Here is a 26,617-nt window from a genome sequence, read left to right as displayed (position 1 = left end):
AAAATTATAAAAACTTAATCAAACTTAGACTTGGTGGTTAACACAGAATCTTAGTGGTAAATCTTGATGCCCGCACGAAGTCGTTAGCTCAAATCTTGACAAACCATGACAATCATGAAAATCTGCCTGCCCGAAAGAATTTCATTCAGGCGGGCGTTCCGTGCTATTCGATCTTCATTCTCCATCCTGCGTACAGCATTCTGCCGCTCACTGGCCCCCATATCATTGAAGCGTCAAAATAAGGACTGAACGGTTGATCGGCGGCAATGATCGCATTCGGTTGTTTATAATTGGAAATGTTTTCAGAGCCCGCATAAAAATCCATTTTCTGTTTTTTGCCAACTGTCTTGCTGACCTGGGCATTCATCAACACATAATCAGGAGAAGAATTGGAAAGCTGGTATTGCACAGGATTTCCGTCGGTAGCAGGAATTCTTTTTTTGCCAACGTAGTTGATGGTGTAATCAAATTTCCAACCGGAGATAGCATAAGCAATGTTTGCAAATGCCCTGTTTTTCGCCATTAGCGGACGTTCAAGTAATTTACCGTTGTAATCTGTTCGCACATCATAATATCTGTAAGCAAGACGAAGCTCCAGCTTTTTGACTGGCTCAACATTCAATTGCACCTGGAAACTATTTGAGAATGATTTTCCCTGCAGGTTGTAGAAGTTAACAGTTCGCACGTTTTCAAGATCAACCACTACCTGGTTGGTAAAGTCATTTCTGAAATAATCAAGACTTAACAATGCATCATTGTGAAACAGCTTGAATTTTTGATCCACGCTAATGCCTTTGTTCCATGCCACTTCAGGGTTTAAGCCGTATGCTTTACCTGCTTCTGCATTAATGATGTTCACCGTTCGTGAGCTTACAAACACACTCATGTTTTCTGCAAAAATATTCGCAGTGCGTTGTCCTTTTCCTGCGCTCACTCTGATAGTTGTTCCCTTTATCGGCTCATAACGTATATGCATACGTGGCGTAACAAAAAAGCCGAACAGGCTGTTGTGATCAGCACGCAATCCCGCTACCACATTCAGTTTTTCTATTGGTGTATAAGTGTATTCAAAAAAAGCACCGGGTACCACTTCGGTTCTTTTGTAATCTGTTTTTTTGAAAACCTCATCATAGTTATCATAAAGAAACGAAACACCTGTTCTGAATTTGTGCGTTGTAGAATGGATGATAGATTGATAGATCAGGTTCGCGTAAACGTTCTGTTGTTTGGCATTATAATCTGTTAATCCAAAATAAGAATCTTGCTGATGGCTTATCCCAGATAACTGCAGGCCAATGCTCTTGTATTGTTTTTCTGGAAAAACGTATCCTGTTTTTGCAAAGAACTCATAACGGTTGATGTTCATGCCGAGGCCATAACTGTTTGTGGTGTGTTTGTCTTCAGAAGCATCAAAACCGGTTTGTCCACCTGTTCTTTTTTCAGTTAATACCTTAATGCCAAATTGCGATGAAAGCCCTTTCTCGTCATTGTATGCCCAGCGATTTACAAAGCTGAATTGATTGCCAGTTGGCAGATCACGAAACCCGTCTTTGTTTTGATCAAGGTTTTTATTGGTCAGGAAGTCATCGTGCAACAATAGTGCTGTTCCCCACTTTTTACTGATGCGTTGTGACAGGTTAAGGTTGAGATCTGTTTTGCCAAAATCATTTACATATACGTTGGCGTACAAATGCTCACTTTCCGGCTTTTTCAGTTCCACATTTATTTGTCCTGCAATACTTTCATAACCATTTGCCACAGAGCCAATGCCTTTGGTCAGTTGAATAGATTCCACCCAGGGCCCTGCAATTGAATTCAACCCCAGTGGTGTTGCAATGCCGCGGGGGCCGGGCAAATTTTCTACTGTAAGTTGAGTGTAATTTCCACTTAGTCCCAGCAGTTGAATTTGTTTCGAGCCCGTTACCGCATCGTTGTAAGAAACATCTACAGATGGATTGGTTTCAAAGCTTTCGCTCAGGTTGCAACATGCTGCTTTTAAAAGTTCCTTGCCTGTCATTACTTCGGTGCGAATCGGCGACAACATAGATAAATATGTTGATCGTTGACGTGAGGTTACAATTACTTCTTTCAAAGTTTTATCCGTAGCCATTACGATTTTTAGCTCGTCATGACCGGTTACAGTAATGGTATCAGCCCGATAACCAGTGAAGCTTATAACAAGCTTGTTGTCATTGTCTGGTTTTGTTATTTGAAAGCCACCAAAAGCATCTGTTGTAACGCCTTTGCCGTTGGTTAGCCATACGATGCTCGCGCCAGTGAGTGGAAGCAGGTTGCCCTTTTTATCGCTTTGCAAAACGATGCCCTTAACGACGTTGCCCGATGGTGTAGCCAGCGAATCATTGTGATTTACATTGTCAACTTCAGGCAACTCATCTCTGTATTTGCAGCACTCCGGAAGTTTATCATAAATGGTTGTTGCTGCTTTTTTATCGCCAACATCGTGGCCTGCAGCGAGTATATTGCTTGCAATCACATCAAGGGATGTTTGGCTTTCGTTGTATTGAACTGTTAAAAGATGAGAGGTTACATCCCATTTGGCAGATTTTACCCCTGTGATTTTTGCTGCCTTTTCGATCCTTGCTTTACATTGTCCGCAAGTGCCGGCTACGGTCACCGTTGCTGTAGTGTCTTTATGTGATTGTGCATCGGCGTTGGAATAAACAAGCACGATGAACAAGCTAAGAATTATATATATCGATAGTTTCATTTTTTCTGCGATTATGTGATGGTAAGAAAACGGCGTCAATTCATTAACAAGACAAGATCCTGCAACTAAGGAATTCTTTGGATCGTGCAATTGTTTTCATTGTTCAATTAATATTCTATAGTTCAAGTGTGCGACGCAACGGCCGTTTAATCAAGGCTATGCTGCTGGGCTCCAAAAGAAAAATGTAGAAATTAATGCGTGGTCAAATTGATGGATCGTCTGTGAATGAATGACGGACACAGCTGAGTTGCAGCTGTATAAAAGGAGGGAAGAAGTTCTAAATTCTGTAAACGCAGTGACGGATGTATAAAGGTATACCAGGCGAAGGCGGTGGTGCCTTTGCATAAAAACACTGTGAAATGGCAGATGGAATTTGCTGTGCTTCCGGTATTAAAAAGAATTGCTGAGGAATGCTCTCAAACTGGAATTTCGCAAAAGAGAACTTAACATCTGAAGCGATGTGAGAATCTTTAACCTGCAAAGAAATGATATGCGTTTTGCAACAGTTCTTCATGCTCGCGGCCATCGCAGGAGGACAGTTGTTCTCGCTTTGCGTGGACGTATGCAGGAGGGTGGCAACAGTAGATTTCAATTTGCCGCAGCAATAGAATTGCTCCACTCCAATGCCCAAAGAGGCGAGGGAGTAAACACAAAACAATATAATGGCGGCGAATTTCTTCATTGATGCAAGGTTACAAAAAATAATTTGTTTACGAAATGAGTAACCTCATCAACGGATTGTTAAAAGGGTGAACGGCGGGAGGGAGCACACAGATGACGCTGATTTGACTGATTTACACTGATTTTTTGATGAGAGATGGCAGGCAGATGGCACGCAGATGACACGGATTGGACGGATTTGCACGGATTTTTAATGACTTTCAAAATGATTATTCGATCAGGGAGATGGCGTTTAATTTTGTTTGATCGAATTTATGACAAGCCCCAGCGGGGCGAAATGTTAGTAGCGTCATGAATATATGAGGAAATCAATTCCAGCCCCAGAGGGGCGACACGTTAAATTGTTTTGGTCGATGCGTAGCCATGTTGTGTAAGCAAGACGTTGCGGGTTGCCAGACCTGACAGATTTTTAAAACCTGTCAGGTCTGGGTGCAGCACCGAAATTATCCGCAAACTATTCTAAAAGGAACATCGTTTTATTGATAAGGACGCATAGTAAATTCTTAACTTTGTGTATTCAATTTCAGGGACTTAGCTTTGTATTTCCTGAAATTACTTTTATGTCAAAAAAATTATTTACACGCAAAGCCCGTGCTATGGTGTGGAGTGGCGAAAGCCCCCAAAGTTCAGTAATAACTAGGACACCTAAGGCGCGGGCTATGCAATTCCTATTATTACAGCATGGCTGTTTCCTTTGAAAAAAATGCGCTGGTTTTACGATTTGAAACCAGCACCCCTGAATTTGCACACAAAATGATTTATGCCGGCCTTCTCGATGCCCTTTCCAGCAAAGCCTGGGTCAATGGCGGAGAGATGACAAAAAGAGATGATTACAATTATTTGTTTGAATTGCTTAAAGAATGGCAGATCGCTAAACCAGAGTAAAAGTTTTAAACTGAAGGCCGCTGAACAAGCGGCTTTTTGTTTGGCCTCCCTGATGTCGAAATTAAATTTGAAGTATTCGCTATAAAGTGTAATTTTATACTGTACATAGTTAAATTTTATACTATGGCGAAAACACGAAAAATTTCAAGAATGGGCAAAACTTCCTCTGTTGTAAAAGGGACAAAGGGCAGTGGCATGAAAGCCGTTGCCGGTGGTGGCAAGGTTTACAAGTTTGATTTTACCATACTCTCAAAGAAACCTGAAAGCCATATGACGCCAATAGAAAAAATGCAACGATTGTCGATTGGCATCAGTAAAAAGGATCTTGAAGATTTAAAAAACAGGGCCGAATTGGATTATGATAAACTTGCTGCACTGCTTTCGGTAACAAGGTCCACACTCATTAATAAGCAAGGATCGGAAAAGTTTAATCCTACTTTAGGCGAAAGGATAATAGGACTGGCAGATATTTATTCATATGGGTATGAAGTTTTTGAAGATGAAGAGAGATTTAATCAGTGGATGTTCAGGCAGAACACCGCTTTGGGAGGAAAAACGCCGTATGAAATATGTAATAATCAGTTTGGCAGAGAAGAGGTAAGAAATGTAATTGGAAGAATAGACTATGGCGTATACTCATAAATGATCAGCATGAAAGTTTATAGAGTTGGTAAAACAAGATATGCTAATGATCTAACGGGAGAAGGGGCGAAGCTGCACGGTGGGCGATGGAATCATATCATGACGGCATGTATTTATACGTCAGAAAGCAGGGCGTTGGCCCTGTTGGAATATACAGTTAATGTGAATATCGAGGATATTCCCAGGTCCCTGAGCATCACCACGTTTGAAATTCCGGACGATATGGCAATACAGGAACTCTCCATAGCCCAGCTACCGGGAGACTGGAAGGAGTTTCCCGCTCCATCTTCTACAAAAGATTTTGGAACAGGATTATTGGATGGTGCTAATTTTCCTGTAATAAAAATTCCTTCGGTGGTTGTGTCGCAGGAATTCAATTTTTTATTTAATCCCAAACATCCGGATTTTAGAAAAATTAAAATAATAGATGTAAAGGATTTGGTTTACGACGTTAGAATTAAGTCCACATAATGCGAGCATCTTCACGGACCGGGCCGGAGAATATAAATTAAATTGATATTTTTGCATTAATAAAAAGAGCCGATTATTCGTAGTAATCGACTCCCAATTCAGAAAGAGGTTCTTTCTTACTTTTGTTTTGTGCAGTTGCAGATAAAGAACCTGAAGAACTGGCTGTTCACAGGGTAAATGGTCTTGCCATTCCTTACTACATGTCTGGCAAACACCATTTTCATTTCTCTGTCGCATTTAGGACAAAACTTGCTAGTTAGCATTGCTTTTCGTTTAAGTTAGAAGATGTTTGTGAGGGTTCGTTATCGCTGCCTCATCATCTCAGCGCTTAATAAGAAGGTATATGACATAATATAAAAAGCCTCAGCTACGAACTGAGGCTTAATTAATTTAGTCTATGGGATATAGCCTATCTATTGGTAGGTAAGGGATACGCCCTTAAGACATTGGTAACTAGCATAGCAAATATACAAGTGCATTTGAAAATATGAGCGAATTGACAATCGTTTCGTGAGATATTTATTTGTTCAATGTTAAGATCTTCAAGATGTTGAGAGTTGCTGTTATGATTTGTATCCTCATGAACGATAATTGAACAATCAGATTGATTTCAATTCGTGCAGACAGGAACCGGAGTGAGGCATATAACGTAAAAAGCCTTAGCTACGAACTAAGGCTTTTTTATTTTAAAACGAATAAAAATGATTTCAAACTAACTCAAATGTACAAACGCTTTTTAAAGTGACATCTTTTTGACGATCGTTTCGTGAGATATTTGTTTAGTCAATGTGAAGCATTTTTAGATCATAGCTCATCATGACAATCATGAAAATCTGCCTGCCCGAATAAATTCATTCAGGCGGGCGTTTTTACTTCTCTCTTATAATATCTGCCACTACCTTGTCAATTGGCAATGACACACATTCTGCAGAAAAATCTTTGCTATCAATAAAGCGGAAGGTTTCTGTTTCTCCGGTTGCTTCGTACATCTTTAATTCTCTTTCATCAAAATCAAAAGGTGTTTCACGAAGTGGTGCTTTGATTGGTTCTAAAGCTTTCACCCAATAATAAATGGAAACAATTTGGTCGCCTTCGCGAAAGGCACTCATCTGGAAAAAATCAGTGGTGTATAAATGATCAAGCACCTCCACTTCCAAATCCATTTCTTCTTTAAATTCCCGTTTCAGGCAATCGCGCGTGCCTTCGCCAAACTCAAGCCCACCGCCGGGAAACTTCGTGTAATAAGCTCCGCGGATGAATTCATCGCTTACTAAAATTCTTCCGGATTCGTCTTTTAAAATGCCGTATACGCGAAGAGTGATCATTAATTAGAAATTAGGAATTAGGAATTAGTTTTTATGCAGCACGGTGCTCCTTCTTGAACCTTTCAGTTACTCAGTTATTCGATTATTGTTCTAGAACCATTTCTTTTTCAAAAAGTACCAACTTAGAATTATCGACGCAACTACCGACAGGATCAGCGGAATATAAAATGCGTGCGGATAAGTTTGATAAGGTATCGGTACGTTCATTCCGTAAATGCCCGCCACCAAAGCTGGTAATGATAAAATGATGGTAATAGATGTCAGGCGCTTCATCACATTGTTAAGGTTGTTGCTGATGATGCTTGCAAATGCATCCAGCGTACTGCTTAAGATGTTGGTATAAGTGTTCGCCATTTCAAGCCCTTGTGAAATGTCAACTATAAGGTCATTCAGAAATTCTTTCTCTTCATCATTCAGGCCAAGGAAGTTTGTTCTTTCAAGCTTCAGCAACAACAACTCGTTTGATCGAAGTGCTGTTACAAAATATACAAGACTCTTTTGAATGCGCATCAATTCCAGCAGTTCCTCGTTACGATTAGAGTCATACAGTTTTTGCTCCAGTATGTTCCTGCGCTGATTGATCTCTTTCAAATAGGCCATATAGTTCTGCACTATTTTTTCGAAGATCTTCAGCACCATCATTTTCCTGTTATCGGGATGGCGGTTTTGAAATGTGCTAAGGAATTTCTTTATCGCAGCATTCTCGAAAGAGTTTACAGTGATAATCTGATTATGCGTAAGAATAATACAAATAGGAATGGTAATGTAAAACGCATCACTCTCGTTGAAAGAGTTGTTCTCAGTAGGCGTTTTGATAACGATCAGCTTCACATTATCTTCCTCTTCGTAGCGTGAACGTTCATCAATATCCAGTGAGTCGGTTAGAAAGTCTAAGGGTACATCCAGTTGCTCAGAAAGGTCGTTAAACTCTTCCTGTTTCAAAGGTGGCAATACATTGATCCATGCACCGTTTTCAGCCTTGTCAATAGCAACCGTTTGGTGGTTAATGTTTTTGAAAATTTGTATCACTAAATATTAGGAATTAGGAATTAGAAATTAGGAATTAGAAAGTTTTGCAAGGAAGTGAAAAATTAGAGTTAAGTATTAGTAGTGCAGGTTATCGAATGATTATCAAACACCACTAATTCCCAATTCCTAATTTCTAATTCCTAATTAATCTCAATGCATCCGGCAAAAACCATGTCAGCAGGACCGCACAGCCAGATATCAGAATAAGAACCTTCTCTATGGCGATCATATTCCACAGACAGTTTGCCGCCTTTTGTTGTAACGATCACTTCGTTAAAACCAATTTCATTATGAAAGTTAACCAAAGCACTTGCTGTAACGCCGGTGCCACAACTTAGCGTTTCGTCTTCAACACCGCGTTCGTAAGTGCGAACAATGATCTCATCATCGTTCTTTTGCTCTACGAAATTTACGTTCACGCCTTGTTTTGCAAACTTGTTGCTGAAGCGTATGTCGTGTCCTTTTTGGTACACATCATAATCCATTACATCGCTCACCATTTTCACATAGTGTGGGGAACCCGTATCCAGTAAAAAATCTTTATGATTAAGCTCTTCAATAGTAGAAACATCTTTCATTTTCAAACTAACGGTGCCATCCATGTCAATTTCGGCCTCATGCGATCCGTCTGCTGCAATAAAGCGATAAATGGTCCTGGTAATGCCGCGGTGAAAAGCAAACTTCACCAGGCAGCGGCCACCATTTCCGCACATAGTGCTTGTGTTGCCGTCTGAGTTATAGTATTTCATTTCGAAATCGTAATCGGCAGCGCTGTTCAACAACATAAGGCCATCTGCACCAATTCCAAAACGACGGTCACACAAAAATTTTACTTGCTCATTGGTTAAGGCATCGTATTCATGGTTACGGTTATCAAGAATCACAAAGTCATTTCCTGTTCCCTGGTACTTAAAAAAATTAAGTTTCATATATCTCCTTTATACTTTTTGATTGAGTCGGACAATTACCAAAGGTAAGATTTGTTGCATATATAATGCTTAATGCTTGATGCCTAATGCCTAACGCCTAACGCCTAACGCCTAACGCGTAACGCATTCAGAGTGTAACGGTTCTCCAGATTGCTGGGTTTCGAGGGCGTTAAGCGTTAGGCCTTTGGCGTTCAGCTAAATTGTGCTCACAATGCCCAGCACCTTTTCTATGAGTTTATTAACGGCTGCCGCGCTGTCTTTCGAGAATTCTTTGACAACGCGGTTGGCTACAACAGCGTTCAAACTAAGGCAATGGTGGCCCAGCAGGCGCCCAAGGCCATAAATGGCAGACGTTTCCATTTCAAAATTGGAAATCCGGTGCTGTCCAAAACTGAAGTCTGTAAGGCGGTCCACCAGTTGAGGATTGCTGAGGCCAAGACGCAAAACCCGGCCTTGCGGGCCATAAAATCCCGGGCAAGTAACGGTAATGCCTTGATGGAAACCATCCACAAAGTTCTTTAATAGAGAAGCCGAAGCGCCGCTTATATAAGGTTGCGAAGAATTATTCAGTTGTGTTTGGGTCATAAAAGATTGCAACAGCAATTTTTCCTCATCATTATGTTCGTGCCGGTAGAAGTTAAGCAGATTATCCAGGCCAAGGCCGTGCGTAGAGGCCACGAAATTATCCACCGGAATATCTTTCTGCAACGAGCCGCATGTGCCGAGACGCATAATCTGCAAAGCGGTAAGCTCTTCTTTAATGGTACGGGTTTCAAAATCGATGTTCACCAATGCATCGAGCTCGTTAATGACGATATCAATATTGTCGGGGCCAATTCCTGTAGAAACAACAGACAACCTTTTGTTATTGATAGTACCTGTGTGGGTGATAAATTCGCGGTGTTGGCGCTTGAATTCTACGTTATCAAAATGCCTGCTTAGCAACGCCACGCGATCAGGGTCGCCAACAGTTATGATGGTAGTTGCCAGTTCTTCGGGACGAACATCCAGGTGATAGACTGCTCCACGGCTGTTGATTATCAGTTCAGAAGGTGCTATTTGTTTCATTTGCAGAAATTTTATAAGAAAAAGGCCAATACTCCCAAAGCTAACACCTCAGCCTTAATTGAAGATTAAATATTTTATAGAAAGTTCTTTTTTTAAACATAAAAATACCCTTATTTTTGCAACCCCTCGCAAAAGGGATATTTATAAGGTCCTGTGGCCGAGTGGCTAGGCAGAGCTCTGCAAAAGCTTCTACAGCGGTTCGAATCCGCTCGGGACCTCGAAATAAGGATTACAACTTTGTAATCCTTATTTTATTTTACTCCGCTTTATTTTCAAGTCGCTTATTTTCAACATTTTACAACACTGAGTTGAAAATTCTCATTTTATCTTTATTCAAAGCAGATATTATTTAAATCGACCAAAAATCGACCAAAATTCAGGCGCGTTGAGCTTTCATTTTTAACGCCTTTGAATAATCGATTTCGAAGTCACAAACTTTAAAAAATATGTTGCCTGTAAAAGCAATTTGTGATCGAAGAGAAAGGCGAGTAGGAAACCAAATTTGCATTCAGTATTGTTTTAGTTCGGAAAAACGGACTGTATTAGGGACCGAAATTTATGTTCCAATGAAATATTGGCATAAGAAACTCTCACGCATAAAGCCGGAGATGCCGCCGGAATATGGAGACTACAGAGTATTGAACGGTCAAATAGGAAGAATGCTGAGAAATGTAGAGGACTTGATATTAATTGCGGAAAAAAACGGCAAAGATCCACTCGAATTTGTAAAACGTCAGTTTAAGCCTGACATGGAAATTGATCAGGTTAGAATAACGGAAGCCGCTGACAAGGACTTAAATTTTTACAACGAAATAGAAGCTTATATAAAAGTCAAGACAAATCGAACCTGTAAGGATATGCCTCGAATTTACAGGAACATGCGAGATCATTTAAAAAAGTTCGAAACCTTCCGCAAGAAGCCCATCACCTTCGATTGCTTGACATTGACATTTTACGAAGAGTTTGTAGAATTCCTGATGTATCACTATGTACAAAAGGGAAGATATCCAGGTACAGTAGGTTTAAAAACAAATACGGTTGGCAAGACTATTAAACAGCTACGAACTTTTCTAAGAGACAGAATTAGAAAAAGAATAATTCCTCCAATAGATATGACAGGGTGGGTTATAGTTGAAGAGGAGGTGGATGCAATTTATCTCAACTGGACTGAAATAGGCAGACTGTACAATGTTAACCTAAGTAAGCATCCGCATCTTGAAGACTACAGGAACGACTTTATTCTTGGTTGTTTAACGGGTTTGCGATTTTCAGATTTGACTAAGCTTGAACAAATTGATTTAAGAAACGGCATGTTGTATAAAAAACAACAAAAATCCGAACATTGGGTTGTAATACCGTTGAAAACTGAAGCCTTGGAAATCCTTCAAAATAGATTCGCAAAAGATGTTCCTGCTCCAACAAACGCCGAATTCAACCGGCACATTAAAACAATTGGTAAACTCGCAGGTCTACATCAAACCATTAAGCACTCTCACAAAAAAGGGAAAAAGGAAATAATTGAATCCAAGCCAAAATATGCTTGGATAACCTCGCACACTTGTAGAAGATCGTTTTGCACAAATGAATTTTTAGCTGGTACACCTGTCGAACTAATAATGAAAATTAGCGGTCATAAAAGTGTGAAGGACTTTTACAAATACATCCGGATTTTGCCAGAAGAGGCAGGGAGAAAAATGCAAGAGTTATGGGCTGCCCGTGGTGAGCAGAGCATTTTGAGCAAACAGTAATCTTCAATTACAAACCTAATTTATGAAACTAGATAAGAACTATACAGAGCTAGTAAATACTTTAAAGCAGGAGATTGTTAATAGTAGGTATCAGGCTGCACGATTGGTTAATAAGGAGCAACTGGTCTTGTATTTACGAACTGGCAAAATGTTGTCAGAGAAAGTAAAAGCTCAGAAATGGGGAACAAAGGTGTTGGAACAAATTTCATCAGACCTGCAAAAAGAATTACCAGGCTTGAAAGGATTTTCAACAAGTAACCTAAAGAAAATCCGCCTTTTTGCAGACACCTATTCGGGTTTCTTAATTGGTTCGACACCGTCGAACCAATTTGACCAAATAGCCAAGGACAATGAATTTTCAGAAGGAGATATACAATCAGGCGAAACAAAAAGTAACAGCTTTCTGGAATCCTTTTATCGGATCAGTTTTTCTCACCATTTTTCTATTTTATCAAAGGTGAAAACTTGGTCGGCTCGTTCTTTCTACATACAGTCTGCTGCTGTAAATTTCTGGTCTCTTACGATCCTAGAACACCATATAGAAAACGACCTTTTTATCAAAGAAGGTAAGCTTCCAAATAATTTTAATCAGACCTTGAAAAGGGCTTTAAAGCCATCTGCATTAAGAATTTTTAAAGACGAGTATTTTTTGGATTTTATTTCAGAAGAAGAAATCGAAGATGAGCGAGGACTTGAGGAACAGGTCGTTTTAAATATTCGCAATTTTATTTTGCAAATGGGAAAAGGATTTTGTTTCGTTGGCAACCAATACCGACTTGAAGTTGAAGGCGATGAATTTTTTATCGATCTTTTGTTTTTTAATCGTCATTTGCAATGTCTTGTTGCGTTTGAATTAAAGAAAGGAAAATTCAAACCTGCAGATGTCGGGCAGTTAAATTTTTATCTAAATGTGCTCGACGAAAAGATAAAACTTCCTAAAGAAAATTCCAGTATCGGAATAGTGCTTTGTAAGGAGAAGAATAATTCTGTAGTTGAATTTGCCATTAAAAGTTTTGATAAGGCGATGGGAGTAGCAACTTATAAAACGTCGAAGGAAGTGCCTAAGGCAATTAAGGATGTACTGCCTAATACAAATGAGCTTCTTGATTTTATGTGACAATTCTTTATGATCAAAAGATTTATAATTGATAGCAGCGTTAAAAAGCTTTTTGCCACTTGATATTTCTGATAGTCGAAAAAGATTACAAGGAGTCAACGCCTTATATACAATTCAATGCCTTTTGCGTTGTGCTAATTCTAAATGAAAGAGGCTGTGTTATGTTTGATACAGCCTCTAATCCATTTTAGACCGGACGGAATACATAAAGGGTCTATTAACTCAAAGAGTTTCAACGTTCTTTTTCAAAATGATTTATGTTGCCAATAGCATTAGAATTTTTAGGTTCAACGAAATCAATCAACTCAATTTTAGCACCAAGGGCAAAAGCAATTTTCGAAAGTATATCTAAACCAACTGAATAACGTCCTTGTTCAATGCGGCTAAGGTTAGCCGCATCTATATTAGCGATTTGAGCAAGCATTTTTGCTTCAATGTTTTTTTCTTTTCGCAATTCACGTATTCTTGCCCCAATTCGTTCTCTTTCTTGGGAAAGTAAAATTCTTTCATCTTCCCTGTCCCCGTCGCCTCCATAAATTCCAAGGCCTTCGTCATAATTCATTTTTATCCAAATCCAATACGCTACACTCATACTCATATCGCCTTCAAAATATTTCTGATAGTAATATGGAAATCTTCCTGCAAAATATTGTTGATTTTGTTTGGGCACCGGGAAATAGGTTTTCCATGTGAATATTTCCCCGTCTGGTGCAGTGACCTCAATAGTAGAGTCATCTACAAATCTTGCTTGTATCATAATTTTATTTGCCGTGTTTATAGTGGTGTCGCCACTTTTAAAAATTATGAAGTGAAGATAAAAAAAATTTTACAATTGGCAAATTTGCCAATTGTAAAATTTTATAAATAGAAATAATGAGGCTAAATGAAAGCTGTGGCATTTTCTATTTTACAGGAGTTATTAGTAATGTTCGAATATTTTTCAGATTTGCAAACATTTCGAAATTAACACCATTGATTGTTGTTTTTGCATTTTTTGAAATATTGCCTTCGATCCAGCTTCTTGCTTGATCAGGGGCTGCGTTTTCATACGGTAATGTTGCAATAAAGCCAAGAAATTGTTTCGCAGCTTCATCAGTTTTTGTAGTTGACGTGTTTGTAAAAGATGCTCTTATCTCTACAATTTTTTCAGGAGCGTCGCCTGAAATTCTAACATGCTCACTTGAAATTGCAGTTGTTTTGTCACAATCAACAAACATTACGTGATCCCCCAATTGTTTATCTATTGAAAATCCTTTTTCGCTTAATGGTTGATATAACGAGGCAGCCGAAATGTTCTTGATGTACACCTCAGTTTGGGAAGTATTTGCCTTGTTGCTTTTTTCATTTGAAGTGTCTTGCGAATTATTTGAGCAGGCTAGAAAAGTACAAAGAAAAAATATAAGAAAGAATGTAACGTTTAATTTGTTGGACATAGTTAGGTGTTTAGTGGGTGTTTAATATATTATATATCAGTACTTCTCGCATGGCTTCCAACAGGGATAGAGTTATAGCTCTTCTGGTATTTGTTCCGATTCTACCATCAATGCTATCTTTATTTTGAACAACTAGATTATTTGCGAATTCCGCAAAGGTTTAAGAGATATTCATGAAAAATACAAATCAATGTTAGTAATAGAACTATTGTCAGAGTTATTTTTAACGAGTTTGGTAGCTTGTCTTTAAAAAAGCTTAGACTTAATTCATTTTCAATCCAGTCTGTCTGCATTTCGTAAAAAAATTTAAAATGAGCAAACCATTGAGACAAGAAAACTTGTTTGCTTATTGAATTGCTGTAGAAATCTGAAATAATGTTTTGATATTTTAGTTCATAATTTGAATATTCAAATTGATTGTCAGCTTTGACGCAATTATATAAATCTCGGATAGAGTTATATAGTCTGGTTAAGCGGATTCCCTCTTCGTTATATTTATCAACTTTATTTTTAAAAACATCAATATAAATTATCGCAATTCCAACAAAAATCAGAAGAATTGATAGTTCCTTATTGAACGGAATGTTTTGATATGCAATTTGGATTATACCAACTGCCAATGAAATAAATCCAGTCCAGCCAGGTAGTTTATTAATTAAATCATAAGATGCGAAATTTTTCTTTGCACCAAAGCCAATGTCAAAACCTTTTTGTGCGAGTGTTTTCAAAAAATCATTTTTGTTCATAACTCTGAATCTTTAAGGGGTGTTGTTGGGCCACTTATTTGTTGCGAAGAATTTATTAAAGCAGGAGACGACAACTTCCGGTTGTATAAATAATATCTAGGGAATTTCATGATGGGAATTTCGTCCCGAAAATTTCTCTCCATTTGGATTTAGCACTTGTGGGATAAGTTTTTTCTTTTTCGATTGCTTCTAACGCAAGATTATAGCATTGTTTAGATTTGTATGAAAAATTTCCTGTGCGCCAAACATATTGTCTTGCTCCTGGACTTAACCAATATTCTTGTTGGTCATTTTGCTCTGAAAGATATTTGAAAAAGTCTCGACTCATCCAATCATAATACAAATAGGATTTGTCTTTATGTTCCCAACTACTTAGAAAATTGTAAGCCATAGTGTCAATTAAAAGTCCCCCCATAGGCACGGACCACGTGTCTTTCCAAGCCTTTGCCATTCTTGCCAATCGTTTCAAGTTCTTATTCCATTCATCGTTTTTTGCTCTGATTTCTGTAATTTCAGGTCTTGGATTAGTTGTTTTCCAGCTGCCACCATTATTTGCATCCGGAAAAGTATAAGAACCCGCGTTGTTAACAAATACTGGGACTATTTCATAATTAATATCATCTGCGAAGAAGATCTGAATTACCTGTCCATCAGCTTTCATAAAAGTTGGATTGTAGGTTTTTTCGATAGAGGTTTTTACTGCTTGAAGTAATGCAGACTGTCCGTTGCCTGAATAATTATTATATTTTGTGTATTCTGATGAAGGTAATTCAAAAACAAAGTCAATGTCACTAACATGAATGTCCGTGTCCCGACCATAAGAACCCACATAAAGGCTATGACTGGTATCGGATTCGGTCGCCCAAAAATCTTTATTTAGTTGTTTGGTAATTCGCTTGTATCTATAAGCAATTGTGTCTACTGTGGAATTAGCGATTTGGATATTATTGTTAAAAGTTTCAAACCAATTCGAAACGCTCATATGATGTAGGGTTTAGGTATTGCTTCGCCACGTAAGTCACAGACGAAGGGTTTAATAGGTTAATTGTGAACTTACTGTTTTTATTCAACATCTTCAAAAAATAAAGAAGTAGTAAGTTAGAATAAATTCATTGTTATCTTCATAAAAATGAAAAGTGATGAAAGAAAATGTGAGTAATGGTAACCCGGTTACCCCGATGTTGTTTCCATATCAACCGGAGCAATTCTGGCAATTATTGAGGCAGGTAATTAGAGAAGAAGTGACAAAAGCAGAAAATGAAAAACCGAATGTTTCGAGTTTCGAGACACCCGGCATGACCTATAAGCCCCTTTACAAAATTACAGAAATCTGCACCATCTTTCATATTACAAAGCCGACAGTCTATGATTGGGTGAAGCATGGAAAGTTAAAGCCCTTTAAGGTTCGCTCCAGAGTATTTTTTTTATGGCAGGATATTCAACAACTATTACATGGTAATTCATCATAGTAAACTGTGTTTATCAGTTTTGATACAAAAATTGCAATTTGTTTTTGTCGTTGATATTTATTTCTGATGTCTTTAGATCGTAAACGATTTTCAGTAAATTCGATGTGTTAGTTTGGCAATTAGATTTGAAATGAATGGGCAACCGGTTAATTGTTGCTAGACAAATAAATGGCGCAAGGTCTTTTCACCAGAAGAGCTGTTGTTTTCGTGGAAATTTTCGGAAATTAACGCTGGCAATTTTACTATCAAGCGATCAAGATTGTTATGAATAAAATAGGAAACAATGCTACTATTCACATTGATTTGTCCAATGTTGTAGAGGTCAAAACCGAAGAAGAGATACAGGAGGATTTTCGGCTAGGAGAGGAAATGAAAAAATACATTGGTAAATGGTTGGATCTAAATGACGACCAGCAGTTTGGTAAAGCCCAATTGATGGAAAAGGATACGGAGTTCTATACACACATGGGCCGGTTCTATGATGAAGCCCGGAGATTTTTCGAAACAAGGTTAAAAACGGACATTGCTCCGGGGAATTTAGTTTCAGTTTTGAATACGCTATTTACGAAACAGATTAGTGTATATCGGTATCAGTTGGACGGCCCGGATACTGCAAAAAGTGATAGGATTAATTATCAAATTAAGATATTAGAAGACCTTCGTGCGTTTGTCTTTATTGTACATCAGGCTAACCAGTCGCAACGGAAAATGGAAGAATTTAAGAGCTGTGTCGACTTTTGTACACTTGTCAAGAAATATGGAGATAGTGAAAACTTGCGCCAGGAGTATCTCCAACAGGTGAAAAATGCGCCTAGTAAGAAGTTGATGCTTGAACGACGAATCTCATCGTTGGAAAAAAACAAGGAGAGAACTGGGTGTCGTCTTCATTCCTGGTTTCCCAGGCCGGAAAATAAAATAGAGTTTGAATTTGGAGAGTATTACCGTATTGGTTATGCGTGGATGATTGCGGGATATAATGCGACCTGGCACGATCTTGAAACAGCTACGCTTCGCAACTTATCAGTGAATGCGGTGTTTCCGCCAGAAAGGAGAAGCGAGGCCTATGTAATGCTTATTCATCAGTTGATAAGAGGCGGAGCTATGGCTATACATATTGCGTTCCTCCATGAGGAATTAGATCATATTAACGCTGCCGGTAGTAGTAGTTTCAGTGGGATTCATCGCATGACGCATAAGATCCATTTTGAGGACTTTTCTGGTCAGCAATTTGAAAGGCTGGTGTTGGCCTATTTACAAAGAGTTAGTACGTACGGCGATTCGCCCAAATGGTATGGCGAATCCGGGGCGGATGGGGGCCGTGATATTTGGTCGCAGCACAATGACAAAACCTGGTGCTTTCAATGCGCAAATTATCAATCATTAACTTTTGGGAAAATTAAAAAAGATATTGATAAGTTGGTAAATGGAAAGACTGTTCCTTCTTGCTATGTAGTCATTGCCGGAGGCAAGGTTAGTGCCGGAACCCGGAAAAAGATTATAAACTATTGCAATCAGCAAAATATCGACAATGCAGATATTTGGAGCGGTGCGGAATTCCAGGAAAAGCTGCAGGGTCACGCGCCTGACTTACTGAAGCGATTTTGTGAAGGCGACCCATTTCCTGAAATTGAAGGAGGTGCATCTTAGGTGAGCATTTATAAAATCGTCTTAAAATTATATTTCAATTCATTAGAATAAATTATTCGTTACACTATGATTAAGGAAATCTTCCACGAATTCTATTCAATTACCACCAATTCGAATAACCCAACATGGAATATTGAGGTGCAGGCGGATACTGTAACTCTTGAAAAGATTGAAGCCTTAATTGATCTATTGGAAGATGAGCTTGTTGAATGTAATGGCAATGAAATCTCCATGATTGAATATGCTGCTGCGTTTAGCAAAGATCTTGTTTCTGCAAGAGTCGCTGATACTGTAAACAAAGACTTATATTTAGTTCTACAATTTGCAGGTAGTACATCAATTCTTAAACATCTTACAAGAAATAAATTGTTTGCATATTGTTTCGACTGGCTTTTGAATGCATTTGATGATGAAATTTCTGATAAGAAAGCGCGAGAGTATTCACTTGCCAATTTTGAGGCTCTCCTGTTTTCGAGAAATGAAACAATTCGTAAAGCATTTGAACAATATTTTGTGACTTGGTCTTCATGTTTATTTTACTACTCAAAGTGTACTGGTGGTCATAACAAATTAGCAAAGGATTGTGTCAGTGATAAGTTTTTAATAGAAATTGTCAGAAAATATTGTCTTAAGAATCCTTCTGAAGACACGGTATTTGCATTGAGCAGCGTTTCTGCCTGGTGCAATAAGCATGGGTTAGAACAAGAAGAGGATCAAGCGAATCTTGCTTTAATTGAAATGTATGAAAATCCAAAATCCGAAGTTGAAATAAAGGGCAGGATTGCTATGCATTTTAGTGTAGCCAGTAAAGTTTACGAAAAGCTGACCAGAAATCAGTGGGCCGATCTCGCATTAACAGAATATAGAAAATGTTTGGGTCAACACGAACTATTTCAAGTTCTTATTAGCAGATATTCCAATGTAAACGATGTAGAGTATCATTTTGATGAAATTATAAATGCAATTCAAGATTATTCAGCAACAAGACCTACAAATAACACACTGTTATATAACTATCATCACGACAGGATTTTTACCTTGGTTGAGAAACTTATTTTCTTGCTTACTAGAACAGGCGAAATTCAAAAGATTGTTCAGGTTTACGGTGCATATTTTGGGATTGCAGAAAATGATCTGATACAGGGGCCGTTGGTGTATATTTTACCTAATAGTTTCAATGGCGCTGTTTTTTCATTTGAAAGAGATGTAAAGCATCATGATAATAATGTTGACTTGAAGACAATAATGAATTTAGAAAATAGCTTTTTGGGGACTACTGCCACATTTAATGATGATTTGACATTTGAATATTCTGCGCCTAAACGATATGGCGTTCCTGATAGGACTTTCGCGGCGGAGTATTTTTCAAAAGTAGCCGAACGCTTAGCGATTGAATCTCTAAAAATGTATCATCAGACGCGCAACCTCAATGGGCTATTTTTTCATTTTGGTTCCAATTGGCCTATTCAGGCGCTAATTTCCGAAACCTTTGGTGTTACCGTTCCTGTTATACAAAGTTTTCAAAATCCATTAAATCAGCGACCTATAAACAACGTTCTCGTTTGTAGTGGTTCTACCTTTATGTCGGAGCTACAAACAAATGGAATAAAAGAAATTTTTGAATCCAATAATATTCAAGTCACTATTTGGGAAAGTCGAAACAATACGCTCGCCAGCTTCATTACCGAATACTCATCTGCTGCTTATGATTTAATTTGGATATTGGGTCATGGAGAATATGATGCCTATCAAACGGAAAAAACCTTTTTAAGTTTATCCGAAGAAATTAATATTTCTGTTGAAGAGTTAAGGAAGTTATCACCCAGTTATGTTGATCGTAGATTGTTGATATTGGATACCTGCGATTCTGCAAGCCGCGGATTGGTTGGTCCCGGTGCAATTGGTATCGGTGCCGTGCTTATAAATAAACATCAATCAGTTATTGGACATAGCTGGCCCGTCGAAAATATTTCGAGTCTAATTATGGGACTTCTTTTGTCAAATGAGTTATCAAATGGAAATACTTATGAAAACTCCCACAGTGCAGCTCTTGGGCAATTTCGTTCTGGAAGAGAGAATGTCCTAGAAGTATTGCAGCCTCAAATAACAAATGAAGATATACTTGATAGAATTTCAAACTGTAGTATAGATTTTAGTAATCCGTACTATTGGGCATCACCTGTGTATTTCATTTAGTCGCTTTTTTATGATACCGATCGTCATTAACTGAAGGTAAGCTTATTCCCTAAACCGATATTTACTAAGGATATGACTGCTTTAAACTGGAACATATTTCGTACAAAATTTCATCAACGGGAGCGCGATGCCTTTGAGTCATTGGCCTATATGCTTTTTTGCTATGAGCACAATATTAAGATTGGCATTTTTCGTTTCAAGAACCAAACCGGTATTGAAACAGAACCCATTGAGCATAATGGCCAAAAAATAGGATTTCAGGCAAAATTTTATGATATCAAGCTTTCAGATAATAAGGATGATATAATCCAATCTCTTAGAAAAGCAAAGGAAAAAAATCCGCTGCTTAATAAGATGCTGATCTATACTAACCAAGAATTGTCTGAAGGTAGGGACAAACATCAAAAAAAACCAAGTTATCTCAAAACGATTGAAGAGGTAGCAATAGAAGTGCAACTTGAGATAGAATGGCGGGTAAATAGCCATTTTGAAAAGCAGTTATCGGTTCCTGAGAATGCTTATTTGTTTAACTGGTACTTTGGTGCTGAAAAAAATATTGTTGATTTTCTGGAACAGCTAACAAAGCATTCAGAGGTAATTCTGTTTCCCATTCATACCAGTATCCATTACGGTGATAGGCAGCTAAAAATTGACAGGTCTTCATTGGTTTCAAAAATATTGAGCAGTCCATCAAAAGTGATTATTCTTTCCGGCGATGGAGGAAGTGGAAAGACCGCACTGGTCAAAGAAATGTGGTCAAGGCTACGACCTATATATGTGCTGAAAGCATCGGAGTTCAACCGGCCTAGTATAAGTCATTTATTGAAAGATTTTGGCGAATTTGGATTGGTTGATTTTGTTGCAGCACACAGCGAAGAAGTTGATAGAACCTTTATTATTGATTCGGCTGAAAAATTGGCCGACCTCGAAAACCAAGATGTATTTATTGAGTTTTTGTCAACCCTAATCTCCAACGAATGGAAAATAATTTTTACAACCAGAAATAGCTTTCTTGATGATTTGCGTTTCCAGATGTTGGAAATATACCGGTTAACTTTCCAAACCATTGTGATTGAAAATTTAACGCCAAGCGAGCTTAGGAAGTTAGCGGAGGAGTTTAGATTTACCACACCTAAAGATGCTAAGGTTTTCAGCCTTATCCAGAATTTATTTTACTTGCAGGAATACCTTGATCACTTCAACAATACCAGTAATGACTTGGATTATGGTGATTTTCGTGAACTGTTATGGCAAAAGAGAATACAAAAGTCGAAAATAAAAAAGAACAATATTCATCTGGAGAGAGAAAAGTGTTTCCTTGAAATTGCTAAAAGGCGTTGCAATACCGGTGACTTTTTTCTCACCGACCTTCCGTGCTCAGGAGACATTCTTGCACTTTTGTCTTCCGATGAAATTATTCAATACGATGATTCGCAAAAGGGATATTTTATTACACATGACATATACGAGGAATGGGCGCTTCAAAGATTGATAGAAAATCAGTTTGCAAAATTTACAGATTTCGCTGTTTTTTTTGACACAATCGGCGAGGCTTTGCCTATGCGAAGAGCTTTTCGATCCTGGTTATCAGACAAACTCCTCCAGGAAGATCCTGGACTGCGAGTTTTTGTCGAGAATTCATTTATTGATGACAAAATTCCTCCCTTTTGGAAAGACGAACTTCTTATCAGTATTTTACTTTCAGAATGTAGTACCTGGTTCTTTGAAACTTTTGAATCTATCATTTTAGAAAATGATCAGTATTATTTGAAGTCGATCGTTTTTTTGCTACGTACTGCTTGCAAGGAAGTAGATGAAATTTGGGAAAAAATAAACCAGGTCAATGTTGCTCAGTCAGGTGTTTTTTTTACTAAACCGAAAGGGAAAGGATGGGAAGCTACTATTGAATTTTTGTATAAACACATTGCAGTTATCTCTGGCGAAGACCTGGGTATTATCTTACCATTGTTAAAAGATTGGAACAATCAACATTCCTCAGGCACTATAACAAGGTTGGCCGGGCTTTTCGCCCTACATTTTTATAAAGATTCGGAGCTCAATGAATCTATGGGGTATCCTTCAACGATTGAAGAACAATTGTTGCTTATAGTGCTGGCAGCTGCCCGCGAATTAAAAACTGAACTTACGGAGCTCGGAGAAACGCTTCTACAAGTGCCATATAGCAGACGAACAGTTTTCAATAGTTTACGGAATAAAATATTAATTGATAACAATGCGAGTATTTATTTTATCTATGAACTGCCAGAGCTAACCATTCGGCTGCTAGATCAGGCGTGGCATAAGCCACAAGATGAGCCGACAGCACTTGGTGGAGGCATGAACATAGACAAGTACTATGCAATTCGCAGTCACGATTATTATCCTCCCAGCGCATATCAAACGCCTGTCTTTTCATTACTTCAGGCGGACTTTTCGCAAACCGTTCAGTTTATCCTTGATTTCAATAATCGTTCGACTTTAGCGTATGAGGAGTCTAAATATGGAAACACGCTAGAGGTCGTTGAATTAGAAGTTGATGGCGTTATAGTAAAGCAGTTAATAAGCCAAAGTTTATGGTGTATGCATCGGGGTTCCAGCTCACCTGTCACTCCTTATCTTTTACAGTCTATGCACATGGCATTGGAAAAGAAATTGATGTCAATAGCTGCAAATTCTGACGGCAAGAATCTGGTACAGTGGCTTAAATATCTTTTAAAAGAAACGAGGTCTGCTTCCATCACGGCAGTAGTTGCAAGTGTGGTGTTGGCTTATCCTGAGAAACTGTTCGAAATAGCGCTGATATTGTTCCATCAGTATCTTTTCTTTGTGTACGATAACCAGCGTTTAATAAGGGAAAACGAGGTCGAAAGTATTTATTCCTTTTGGAGAGGTATGGATCCGCACACAAAGAAATTTGAAGATGAACGAATCGCATCCTGCAAAGAGCCTCATCGAAGAAAGACACTGGAATCACTTGTTCTTGAATCACAGTTTTTTCGAACCGGAGATGTTAGCCAGGTACAAGCAGATCGACACAAGCGAGCGATTTTGGATATTATAGATAAGATGTATGCTGCTACTGATGGGCAAGATTCGAAATCGGAAAAATATAAAGTTTTTCGAATATTTCTTGCGCGCATCGATAGTCGTAAGATGTCGCCTAAAGTGGAGCACAGAGATGGAAAAGCTTTTATTCTCTTTAACCCGGAACTTGCAAATGATTTGCAGCAATTTAGTGATGAAGGAGCCCAACAACACGCAGAGATGTTGAAATTTAGGTTACTTAAGACGTGGGGGCTGGACAAATTTAGAAATCGACATGCGTCTGGCACTTACGAACAATATGAAATGCATCCTAGAAAAGTCGTGGAAGAAACAAAGCTTTTTATTGAAGAATTGAAACAGGGAAAAAATGATTTTCGTTTGTTCGACAACTGCATCCCTGCTTTTACCTGCGCCGCTCTTCTCAAACAGTATCACAAAGAGCTTTCAAAAAAAGACTTGAAATTTTGCAGAGACGTAATCATGGAGTTCGCAGTGCAACCAATTGAAGAAGGGTATGAATACCAAATTAGTGATGGGGTGGAGGCGGCCATTAGTGCGATTCCTTATTTGTACACTTTATTTCCAAAAGATAAAAATTTATATAATTTCATTCTATTAGTTATTTTGTTTGATACTTATCGAATCGGAGAATACAAACGAGTATGTGACTATTCAACGGAAGCAATTAATAGTATCCTTTTCCACACAGAACCAAAGGAAGCTAATGCAATCTTGTCCTGTTATTTAAAGTTCAAACCTCTCCTGGATGATGTAACTGATCCTAGGAAATTATATTTTGAAAATACCACGCGTATTCAAGCCCTACATCAATTTATTGACAGGATGGAACAAGATATAGGTGAGGCATTGACTGATGAATCGCTGTATTATCAGATTGATTTTGACGCGCTGACTATTACAGACTTTGAAATGGTTTTCAAATCATTTCCCGACGGCACAAAAGATCCACTGCATTTGGAATTTATAAAAAAGGCGCTTGAGAAGTTTCGTAACAAGCTACTATTAAATGATCGTTGTGGTAATGACGACGATGACATTGATGAAGGCATTGAGTATCGCGTTAAGTGCCGCTTCATAAGGAAGTATGCCAGATTCTTGCTTTGGAGAGAAGCCAATACTGTTGCTGAATGGGTAACTCCGTTCATTTCTCCATTTAATGTTAGCAATTATATGGCTATGTTTATTTCAGATGTGGTGTTGGAACAAGACAGATTACAGAAGTATGAACAATTTTGGGAAATATGGCAAACTTTATATCAGCCAATTAAGCAGGCGTCGCTAGGTAGCGAAGGGCATCATCTCGATTCAATTATTCATAACTATCTTTTAGCTTGGGGGTATTGGCAAGAAACTGCAAAGGAATGGCACACATTAAAGTCTGGAGATAGCGTCTTTTTTAAAAAGATATGCGGCGAAATGGGGGCGCATAAGGAGGTGCTTTATTCTATTGCCAGACTATTAAATGAAATAGGGAGTTCATATTTAAATGAAGGTGTGTACTGGGTTGCTGATATGATCGTTAATAATAAAAAATATGTTAACGAAGACATTCACCCAAATACAATTTACTACCTGAATCAGATTGCCCGAAAATTTATTTATTTAAATCGTACGAAAATAAAAAGCAATCGAATGCTAAGAAGCAGAATTCTTATTGTGCTTAATTTTCTGTTTGGACAAGGGTCAGTAACTGGGTATCTACTGAGGGAGGAAGTGTTTTAATTTTTCAATCAAGATAATTACCTATTACCAGCTCTTTAAAGCCACCGTTTTTATGTTTTTAAACATTTGCAGGATACGAAATTGGTTGCTATTTTAAGAGCTAAACGCCGTAAAATAGTTTACTTAACCCCAATCACACCTACAAATGAACTACGAAAAGGAGCTTGCAGAAAATTCAACCGCACAAAAAATAACAGCCAAACAGCTTATTAATATGATAAAATCTCCAGACGTGAATCAATTGAAATATTCCGGAGATGAAACAACAATAATAATAAGAGATTACATTGTCCAGGATGAAAATATTATTTTCTCTGAAAGCCTAACCGTAAAATATAGATTAACATTTGAGAATTGTTTTTTTGTTTGTGACAAGGGGCTTTTTATTATTGGAATGGTTTGCGAGAATTTCTTAACATTTGAAAACTGTTATTTTACGCGAGGCATTTATTTGGAAGATGGTACATTCAAAAAAGAGTTGTTGCTTAAGTCTATTCATTTAGAGAACATTCATCTGGGCGGAGGTATTTACGAGGAGATAAAATTATCCGCATTTGATGTTCAGAGCTTTTGGATTTCTGATGCTAAATTTAAAAAACTTGATCTTGAAACATATGTTGGAGGTAATGATTTTGGTGATCTTACGATAATGTGTAGTCAACCGGATGAATTAGGGGACATTATTATTGCAAACAAAAAATTTGATAGAATTTCCATTTATGGAACCAATAAGGACAAGAGGTTTGATTTTAAAAATATTGAATGTGACTTCTTATCAATAATAAATTTTATAAATGCAGGGTCTTTAAATTTTTTTGGGGTTAAACCAAGAAAATTGCATAATGAAGAACGTTACTTTCAAATCGTTAATTCAAGTCTTGAAAAAGTTCAATTCTTCAGAGTATATTTTTCCCAATATAAAGAGTTTATTATATTGGATAGTCTAATTGCTGATGCAATTTTTATTAATTGTAAGTGGACTAACAATATACGGGCACTAAAGGGGCCTAATTTTGGAAATTATCAAGAGTCGATTCGGAATGGGCGTAAGATTACAAAGGATGAATTTAATACAATAAAAGAATCCTATCGACAATTGAAAATTTCAATGAATAAACAAGGTGATAAAATCTACGAAGGTAAATTTTATGCTGAGGAAATGAATTATTACAATAAATTACTCGATTGGACGTGTCCACTGGGTAATCAATTTTGGGAAAAGGTAATTTTGCACTGGAGTAGAATATTCAGTAATTATGGCCAGAGTTTTATTCGACCATTCCTTTTTTTATTAATCGGCCATTTTTTGCTATTTAGTCTTGCTGTTTGTCTAAACGGACTATTACCATTGCATTATTCATATAGCAATCCAACTTCTGAGGGATTTAGAGAGGCGTTTGAAAAGTTTTTTATTTACATTAACCCGCTAAGAAGATTGGAAATGTCACTTACAGGCTATTTAGTGGTTATAGATATTTTTATGAGAGTGTGGTCTTCCTATATGTTATATAATATCATTCGCGCAACCAGAAGATTTATATCGTAGGGGTTTGAATATTTATGTAATTGAAGTTAAGAATCTTAAGTACTGCAATATGATTTGGTAATGGGGCTGGTCAGTATATTCTTTGACAAGATCCATGGGAAATTGTAGGCCTGTACTTAAAAATGTTAAATAAGTAAATTATGATCTGATTAGATACCGCTGATTTTCA

General features: G+C 37.8%; 20 protein-coding genes and 1 tRNA gene. 11 read left to right on the top strand and 10 right to left on the bottom strand.

The genetic code is table 11. The features are described from left to right. Positions 1-163 precede the first annotated feature (163 nt). Complete coding sequence (locus KTO63_RS09480) at positions 164-2,728, bottom strand: TonB-dependent receptor domain-containing protein (protein WP_217791020.1); 2,565 nt, start codon at positions 2,726-2,728, stop codon at positions 164-166. Positions 2,729-3,005: 277 nt separating this feature from the next. Further along, complete coding sequence (locus KTO63_RS09475) at positions 3,006-3,410, bottom strand: HYC_CC_PP family protein (RefSeq protein WP_217791019.1); 405 nt, start codon at positions 3,408-3,410, stop codon at positions 3,006-3,008. 680 nt (positions 3,411-4,090) lie between these two features. Here KTO63_RS09475 and KTO63_RS09470 point away from each other — a divergent pair. From KTO63_RS09470 to KTO63_RS09460, 3 genes are all read left to right on the top strand, one after another. Next, on the top strand, positions 4,091-4,294 hold the full coding sequence (locus KTO63_RS09470; protein WP_217791018.1) for a hypothetical protein: 204 nt from the start codon (positions 4,091-4,093) through the stop codon (positions 4,292-4,294). Between the two features lie 123 nt (positions 4,295-4,417). After that, positions 4,418-4,936, top strand: coding sequence for a type II RES/Xre toxin-antitoxin system antitoxin (gene parS / locus KTO63_RS09465; RefSeq protein ID WP_217791017.1), 519 nt, complete (start codon positions 4,418-4,420; stop codon positions 4,934-4,936). A gap of 9 nt (positions 4,937-4,945) precedes the next feature. Beyond that, complete coding sequence (locus tag KTO63_RS09460) at positions 4,946-5,407, top strand: RES family NAD+ phosphorylase (protein WP_217791016.1); 462 nt, start codon at positions 4,946-4,948, stop codon at positions 5,405-5,407. A gap of 869 nt (positions 5,408-6,276) precedes the next feature. Here KTO63_RS09460 and KTO63_RS09455 read toward each other — a convergent pair. From KTO63_RS09455 to KTO63_RS09440, 4 genes are all read right to left on the bottom strand, one after another. Further along, on the bottom strand, positions 6,277-6,732 hold the full coding sequence (locus KTO63_RS09455) for an NUDIX hydrolase (protein ID WP_217791015.1): 456 nt from the start codon (positions 6,730-6,732) through the stop codon (positions 6,277-6,279). 90 nt (positions 6,733-6,822) lie between these two features. Next, positions 6,823-7,761, bottom strand: a complete 939-nt coding sequence (locus KTO63_RS09450; RefSeq protein ID WP_217791014.1) for a magnesium transporter CorA family protein — start codon at positions 7,759-7,761, stop codon at positions 6,823-6,825. 140 nt (positions 7,762-7,901) lie between these two features. Continuing rightward, positions 7,902-8,690, bottom strand: a complete 789-nt coding sequence (gene dapF / locus KTO63_RS09445) for a diaminopimelate epimerase (protein WP_217791013.1) — start codon at positions 8,688-8,690, stop codon at positions 7,902-7,904. Between the two features lie 195 nt (positions 8,691-8,885). Then, on the bottom strand, positions 8,886-9,758 hold the full coding sequence (locus KTO63_RS09440) for a nucleoside phosphorylase (RefSeq protein WP_217791012.1): 873 nt from the start codon (positions 9,756-9,758) through the stop codon (positions 8,886-8,888). Between the two features lie 147 nt (positions 9,759-9,905). On the opposite strand from KTO63_RS09440, the gene KTO63_RS09435 reads away from it, so the two are divergent. The 3 genes from KTO63_RS09435 (at position 9,906) to KTO63_RS09425 (ending at position 12,623) form a co-directional block, all read left to right on the top strand. Further along, positions 9,906-9,976, top strand: a tRNA-Cys gene (locus KTO63_RS09435). A 228-nt stretch (positions 9,977-10,204) separates the two neighbouring features. After that, positions 10,205-11,506 (top strand): site-specific integrase, encoded by a 1,302-nt coding sequence (locus KTO63_RS09430; RefSeq protein WP_217791011.1) that lies wholly within the window; start codon positions 10,205-10,207, stop codon positions 11,504-11,506. Positions 11,507-11,528: 22 nt separating this feature from the next. Next, positions 11,529-12,623, top strand: a complete 1,095-nt coding sequence (locus KTO63_RS09425; RefSeq protein WP_217791010.1) for a PDDEXK nuclease domain-containing protein — start codon at positions 11,529-11,531, stop codon at positions 12,621-12,623. Positions 12,624-12,855: 232 nt separating this feature from the next. On the opposite strand, the gene KTO63_RS09420 is transcribed toward KTO63_RS09425, so the two are convergent. From KTO63_RS09420 to KTO63_RS09405, 4 genes are all read right to left on the bottom strand, one after another. After that, positions 12,856-13,380, bottom strand: a complete 525-nt coding sequence (locus tag KTO63_RS09420; protein WP_217791009.1) for a helix-turn-helix domain-containing protein — start codon at positions 13,378-13,380, stop codon at positions 12,856-12,858. Between the two features lie 145 nt (positions 13,381-13,525). After that, on the bottom strand, positions 13,526-14,056 hold the full coding sequence (locus tag KTO63_RS09415; RefSeq protein ID WP_217791008.1) for a hypothetical protein: 531 nt from the start codon (positions 14,054-14,056) through the stop codon (positions 13,526-13,528). Between the two features lie 137 nt (positions 14,057-14,193). Next, entirely contained in the window at positions 14,194-14,802 is a 609-nt protein-coding gene (locus KTO63_RS09410; RefSeq protein ID WP_217791007.1) for an SLATT domain-containing protein, read from the bottom strand. Positions 14,803-14,908: 106 nt separating this feature from the next. Then, on the bottom strand, positions 14,909-15,784 hold the full coding sequence (locus KTO63_RS09405; RefSeq protein WP_217791006.1) for an SMODS domain-containing nucleotidyltransferase: 876 nt from the start codon (positions 15,782-15,784) through the stop codon (positions 14,909-14,911). Positions 15,785-15,941: 157 nt separating this feature from the next. Here KTO63_RS09405 and KTO63_RS09400 point away from each other — a divergent pair, with 157 nt between their 5' ends. The 5 genes from KTO63_RS09400 (at position 15,942) to KTO63_RS09380 (ending at position 26,448) form a co-directional block, all read left to right on the top strand. Then, positions 15,942-16,271, top strand: coding sequence for a helix-turn-helix domain-containing protein (locus tag KTO63_RS09400; RefSeq protein ID WP_217791005.1), 330 nt, complete (start codon positions 15,942-15,944; stop codon positions 16,269-16,271). A gap of 264 nt (positions 16,272-16,535) precedes the next feature. Then, positions 16,536-17,918 (top strand): hypothetical protein, encoded by a 1,383-nt coding sequence (locus tag KTO63_RS09395; protein WP_217791004.1) that lies wholly within the window; start codon positions 16,536-16,538, stop codon positions 17,916-17,918. A 66-nt stretch (positions 17,919-17,984) separates the two neighbouring features. After that, on the top strand, positions 17,985-20,114 hold the full coding sequence (locus KTO63_RS09390; RefSeq protein WP_217791003.1) for a CHAT domain-containing protein: 2,130 nt from the start codon (positions 17,985-17,987) through the stop codon (positions 20,112-20,114). 72 nt (positions 20,115-20,186) lie between these two features. Next, positions 20,187-24,902 carry an AVAST type 4 anti-phage nuclease Avs4 gene (gene avs4, locus KTO63_RS09385; protein ID WP_217791002.1) on the top strand — a complete coding sequence of 1,572 codons (4,716 nt, stop codon included), beginning with the start codon at positions 20,187-20,189 and terminating at the stop codon, positions 24,900-24,902. 145 nt (positions 24,903-25,047) lie between these two features. Continuing rightward, positions 25,048-26,448 (top strand): hypothetical protein, encoded by a 1,401-nt coding sequence (locus KTO63_RS09380; protein ID WP_217791001.1) that lies wholly within the window; start codon positions 25,048-25,050, stop codon positions 26,446-26,448. Positions 26,449-26,617: the final 169 nt, after the last annotated feature.

This window comes from Pinibacter aurantiacus (assembly GCF_019130065.1).
GTDB lineage: Bacteria > Bacteroidota > Bacteroidia > Chitinophagales > Chitinophagaceae > Pinibacter > Pinibacter aurantiacus.
The sequence above is the reverse complement of the archived record's forward strand: the minus strand, read 5'-3'. Positions and strand labels throughout refer to the sequence as shown.

What these genes read in the sequence shown, in the direction of transcription:
- KTO63_RS09480 (WP_217791020.1), bottom strand. Translation starts at nt 2,728, where the DNA reads ATGAAACTATCGATATATATAATTCTTAGCTTGTTCATCGTGCTTGTT.
- KTO63_RS09475 (WP_217791019.1), bottom strand. Translation starts at nt 3,410, where the DNA reads ATGAAGAAATTCGCCGCCATTATATTGTTTTGTGTTTACTCCCTCGCC.
- KTO63_RS09470 (WP_217791018.1), top strand. Translation starts at nt 4,091, where the DNA reads ATGGCTGTTTCCTTTGAAAAAAATGCGCTGGTTTTACGATTTGAAACC.
- parS (WP_217791017.1), top strand. Translation starts at nt 4,418, where the DNA reads ATGGCGAAAACACGAAAAATTTCAAGAATGGGCAAAACTTCCTCTGTT.
- KTO63_RS09460 (WP_217791016.1), top strand. Translation starts at nt 4,946, where the DNA reads ATGAAAGTTTATAGAGTTGGTAAAACAAGATATGCTAATGATCTAACG.
- KTO63_RS09455 (WP_217791015.1), bottom strand. Translation starts at nt 6,732, where the DNA reads ATGATCACTCTTCGCGTATACGGCATTTTAAAAGACGAATCCGGAAGA.
- dapF (WP_217791013.1), bottom strand. Translation starts at nt 8,690, where the DNA reads ATGAAACTTAATTTTTTTAAGTACCAGGGAACAGGAAATGACTTTGTG.
- KTO63_RS09440 (WP_217791012.1), bottom strand. Translation starts at nt 9,758, where the DNA reads ATGAAACAAATAGCACCTTCTGAACTGATAATCAACAGCCGTGGAGCA.
- KTO63_RS09430 (WP_217791011.1), top strand. Translation starts at nt 10,205, where the DNA reads ATGTTGCCTGTAAAAGCAATTTGTGATCGAAGAGAAAGGCGAGTAGGA.
- KTO63_RS09425 (WP_217791010.1), top strand. Translation starts at nt 11,529, where the DNA reads ATGAAACTAGATAAGAACTATACAGAGCTAGTAAATACTTTAAAGCAG.
- KTO63_RS09420 (WP_217791009.1), bottom strand. Translation starts at nt 13,380, where the DNA reads ATGATACAAGCAAGATTTGTAGATGACTCTACTATTGAGGTCACTGCA.
- KTO63_RS09415 (WP_217791008.1), bottom strand. Translation starts at nt 14,056, where the DNA reads ATGTCCAACAAATTAAACGTTACATTCTTTCTTATATTTTTTCTTTGT.
- KTO63_RS09410 (WP_217791007.1), bottom strand. Translation starts at nt 14,802, where the DNA reads ATGAACAAAAATGATTTTTTGAAAACACTCGCACAAAAAGGTTTTGAC.
- KTO63_RS09405 (WP_217791006.1), bottom strand. Translation starts at nt 15,784, where the DNA reads ATGAGCGTTTCGAATTGGTTTGAAACTTTTAACAATAATATCCAAATC.
- KTO63_RS09400 (WP_217791005.1), top strand. Translation starts at nt 15,942, where the DNA reads ATGAAAGAAAATGTGAGTAATGGTAACCCGGTTACCCCGATGTTGTTT.
- KTO63_RS09395 (WP_217791004.1), top strand. Translation starts at nt 16,536, where the DNA reads ATGAATAAAATAGGAAACAATGCTACTATTCACATTGATTTGTCCAAT.
- KTO63_RS09390 (WP_217791003.1), top strand. Translation starts at nt 17,985, where the DNA reads ATGATTAAGGAAATCTTCCACGAATTCTATTCAATTACCACCAATTCG.
- avs4 (WP_217791002.1), top strand. Translation starts at nt 20,187, where the DNA reads ATGACTGCTTTAAACTGGAACATATTTCGTACAAAATTTCATCAACGG.
- KTO63_RS09380 (WP_217791001.1), top strand. Translation starts at nt 25,048, where the DNA reads ATGAACTACGAAAAGGAGCTTGCAGAAAATTCAACCGCACAAAAAATA.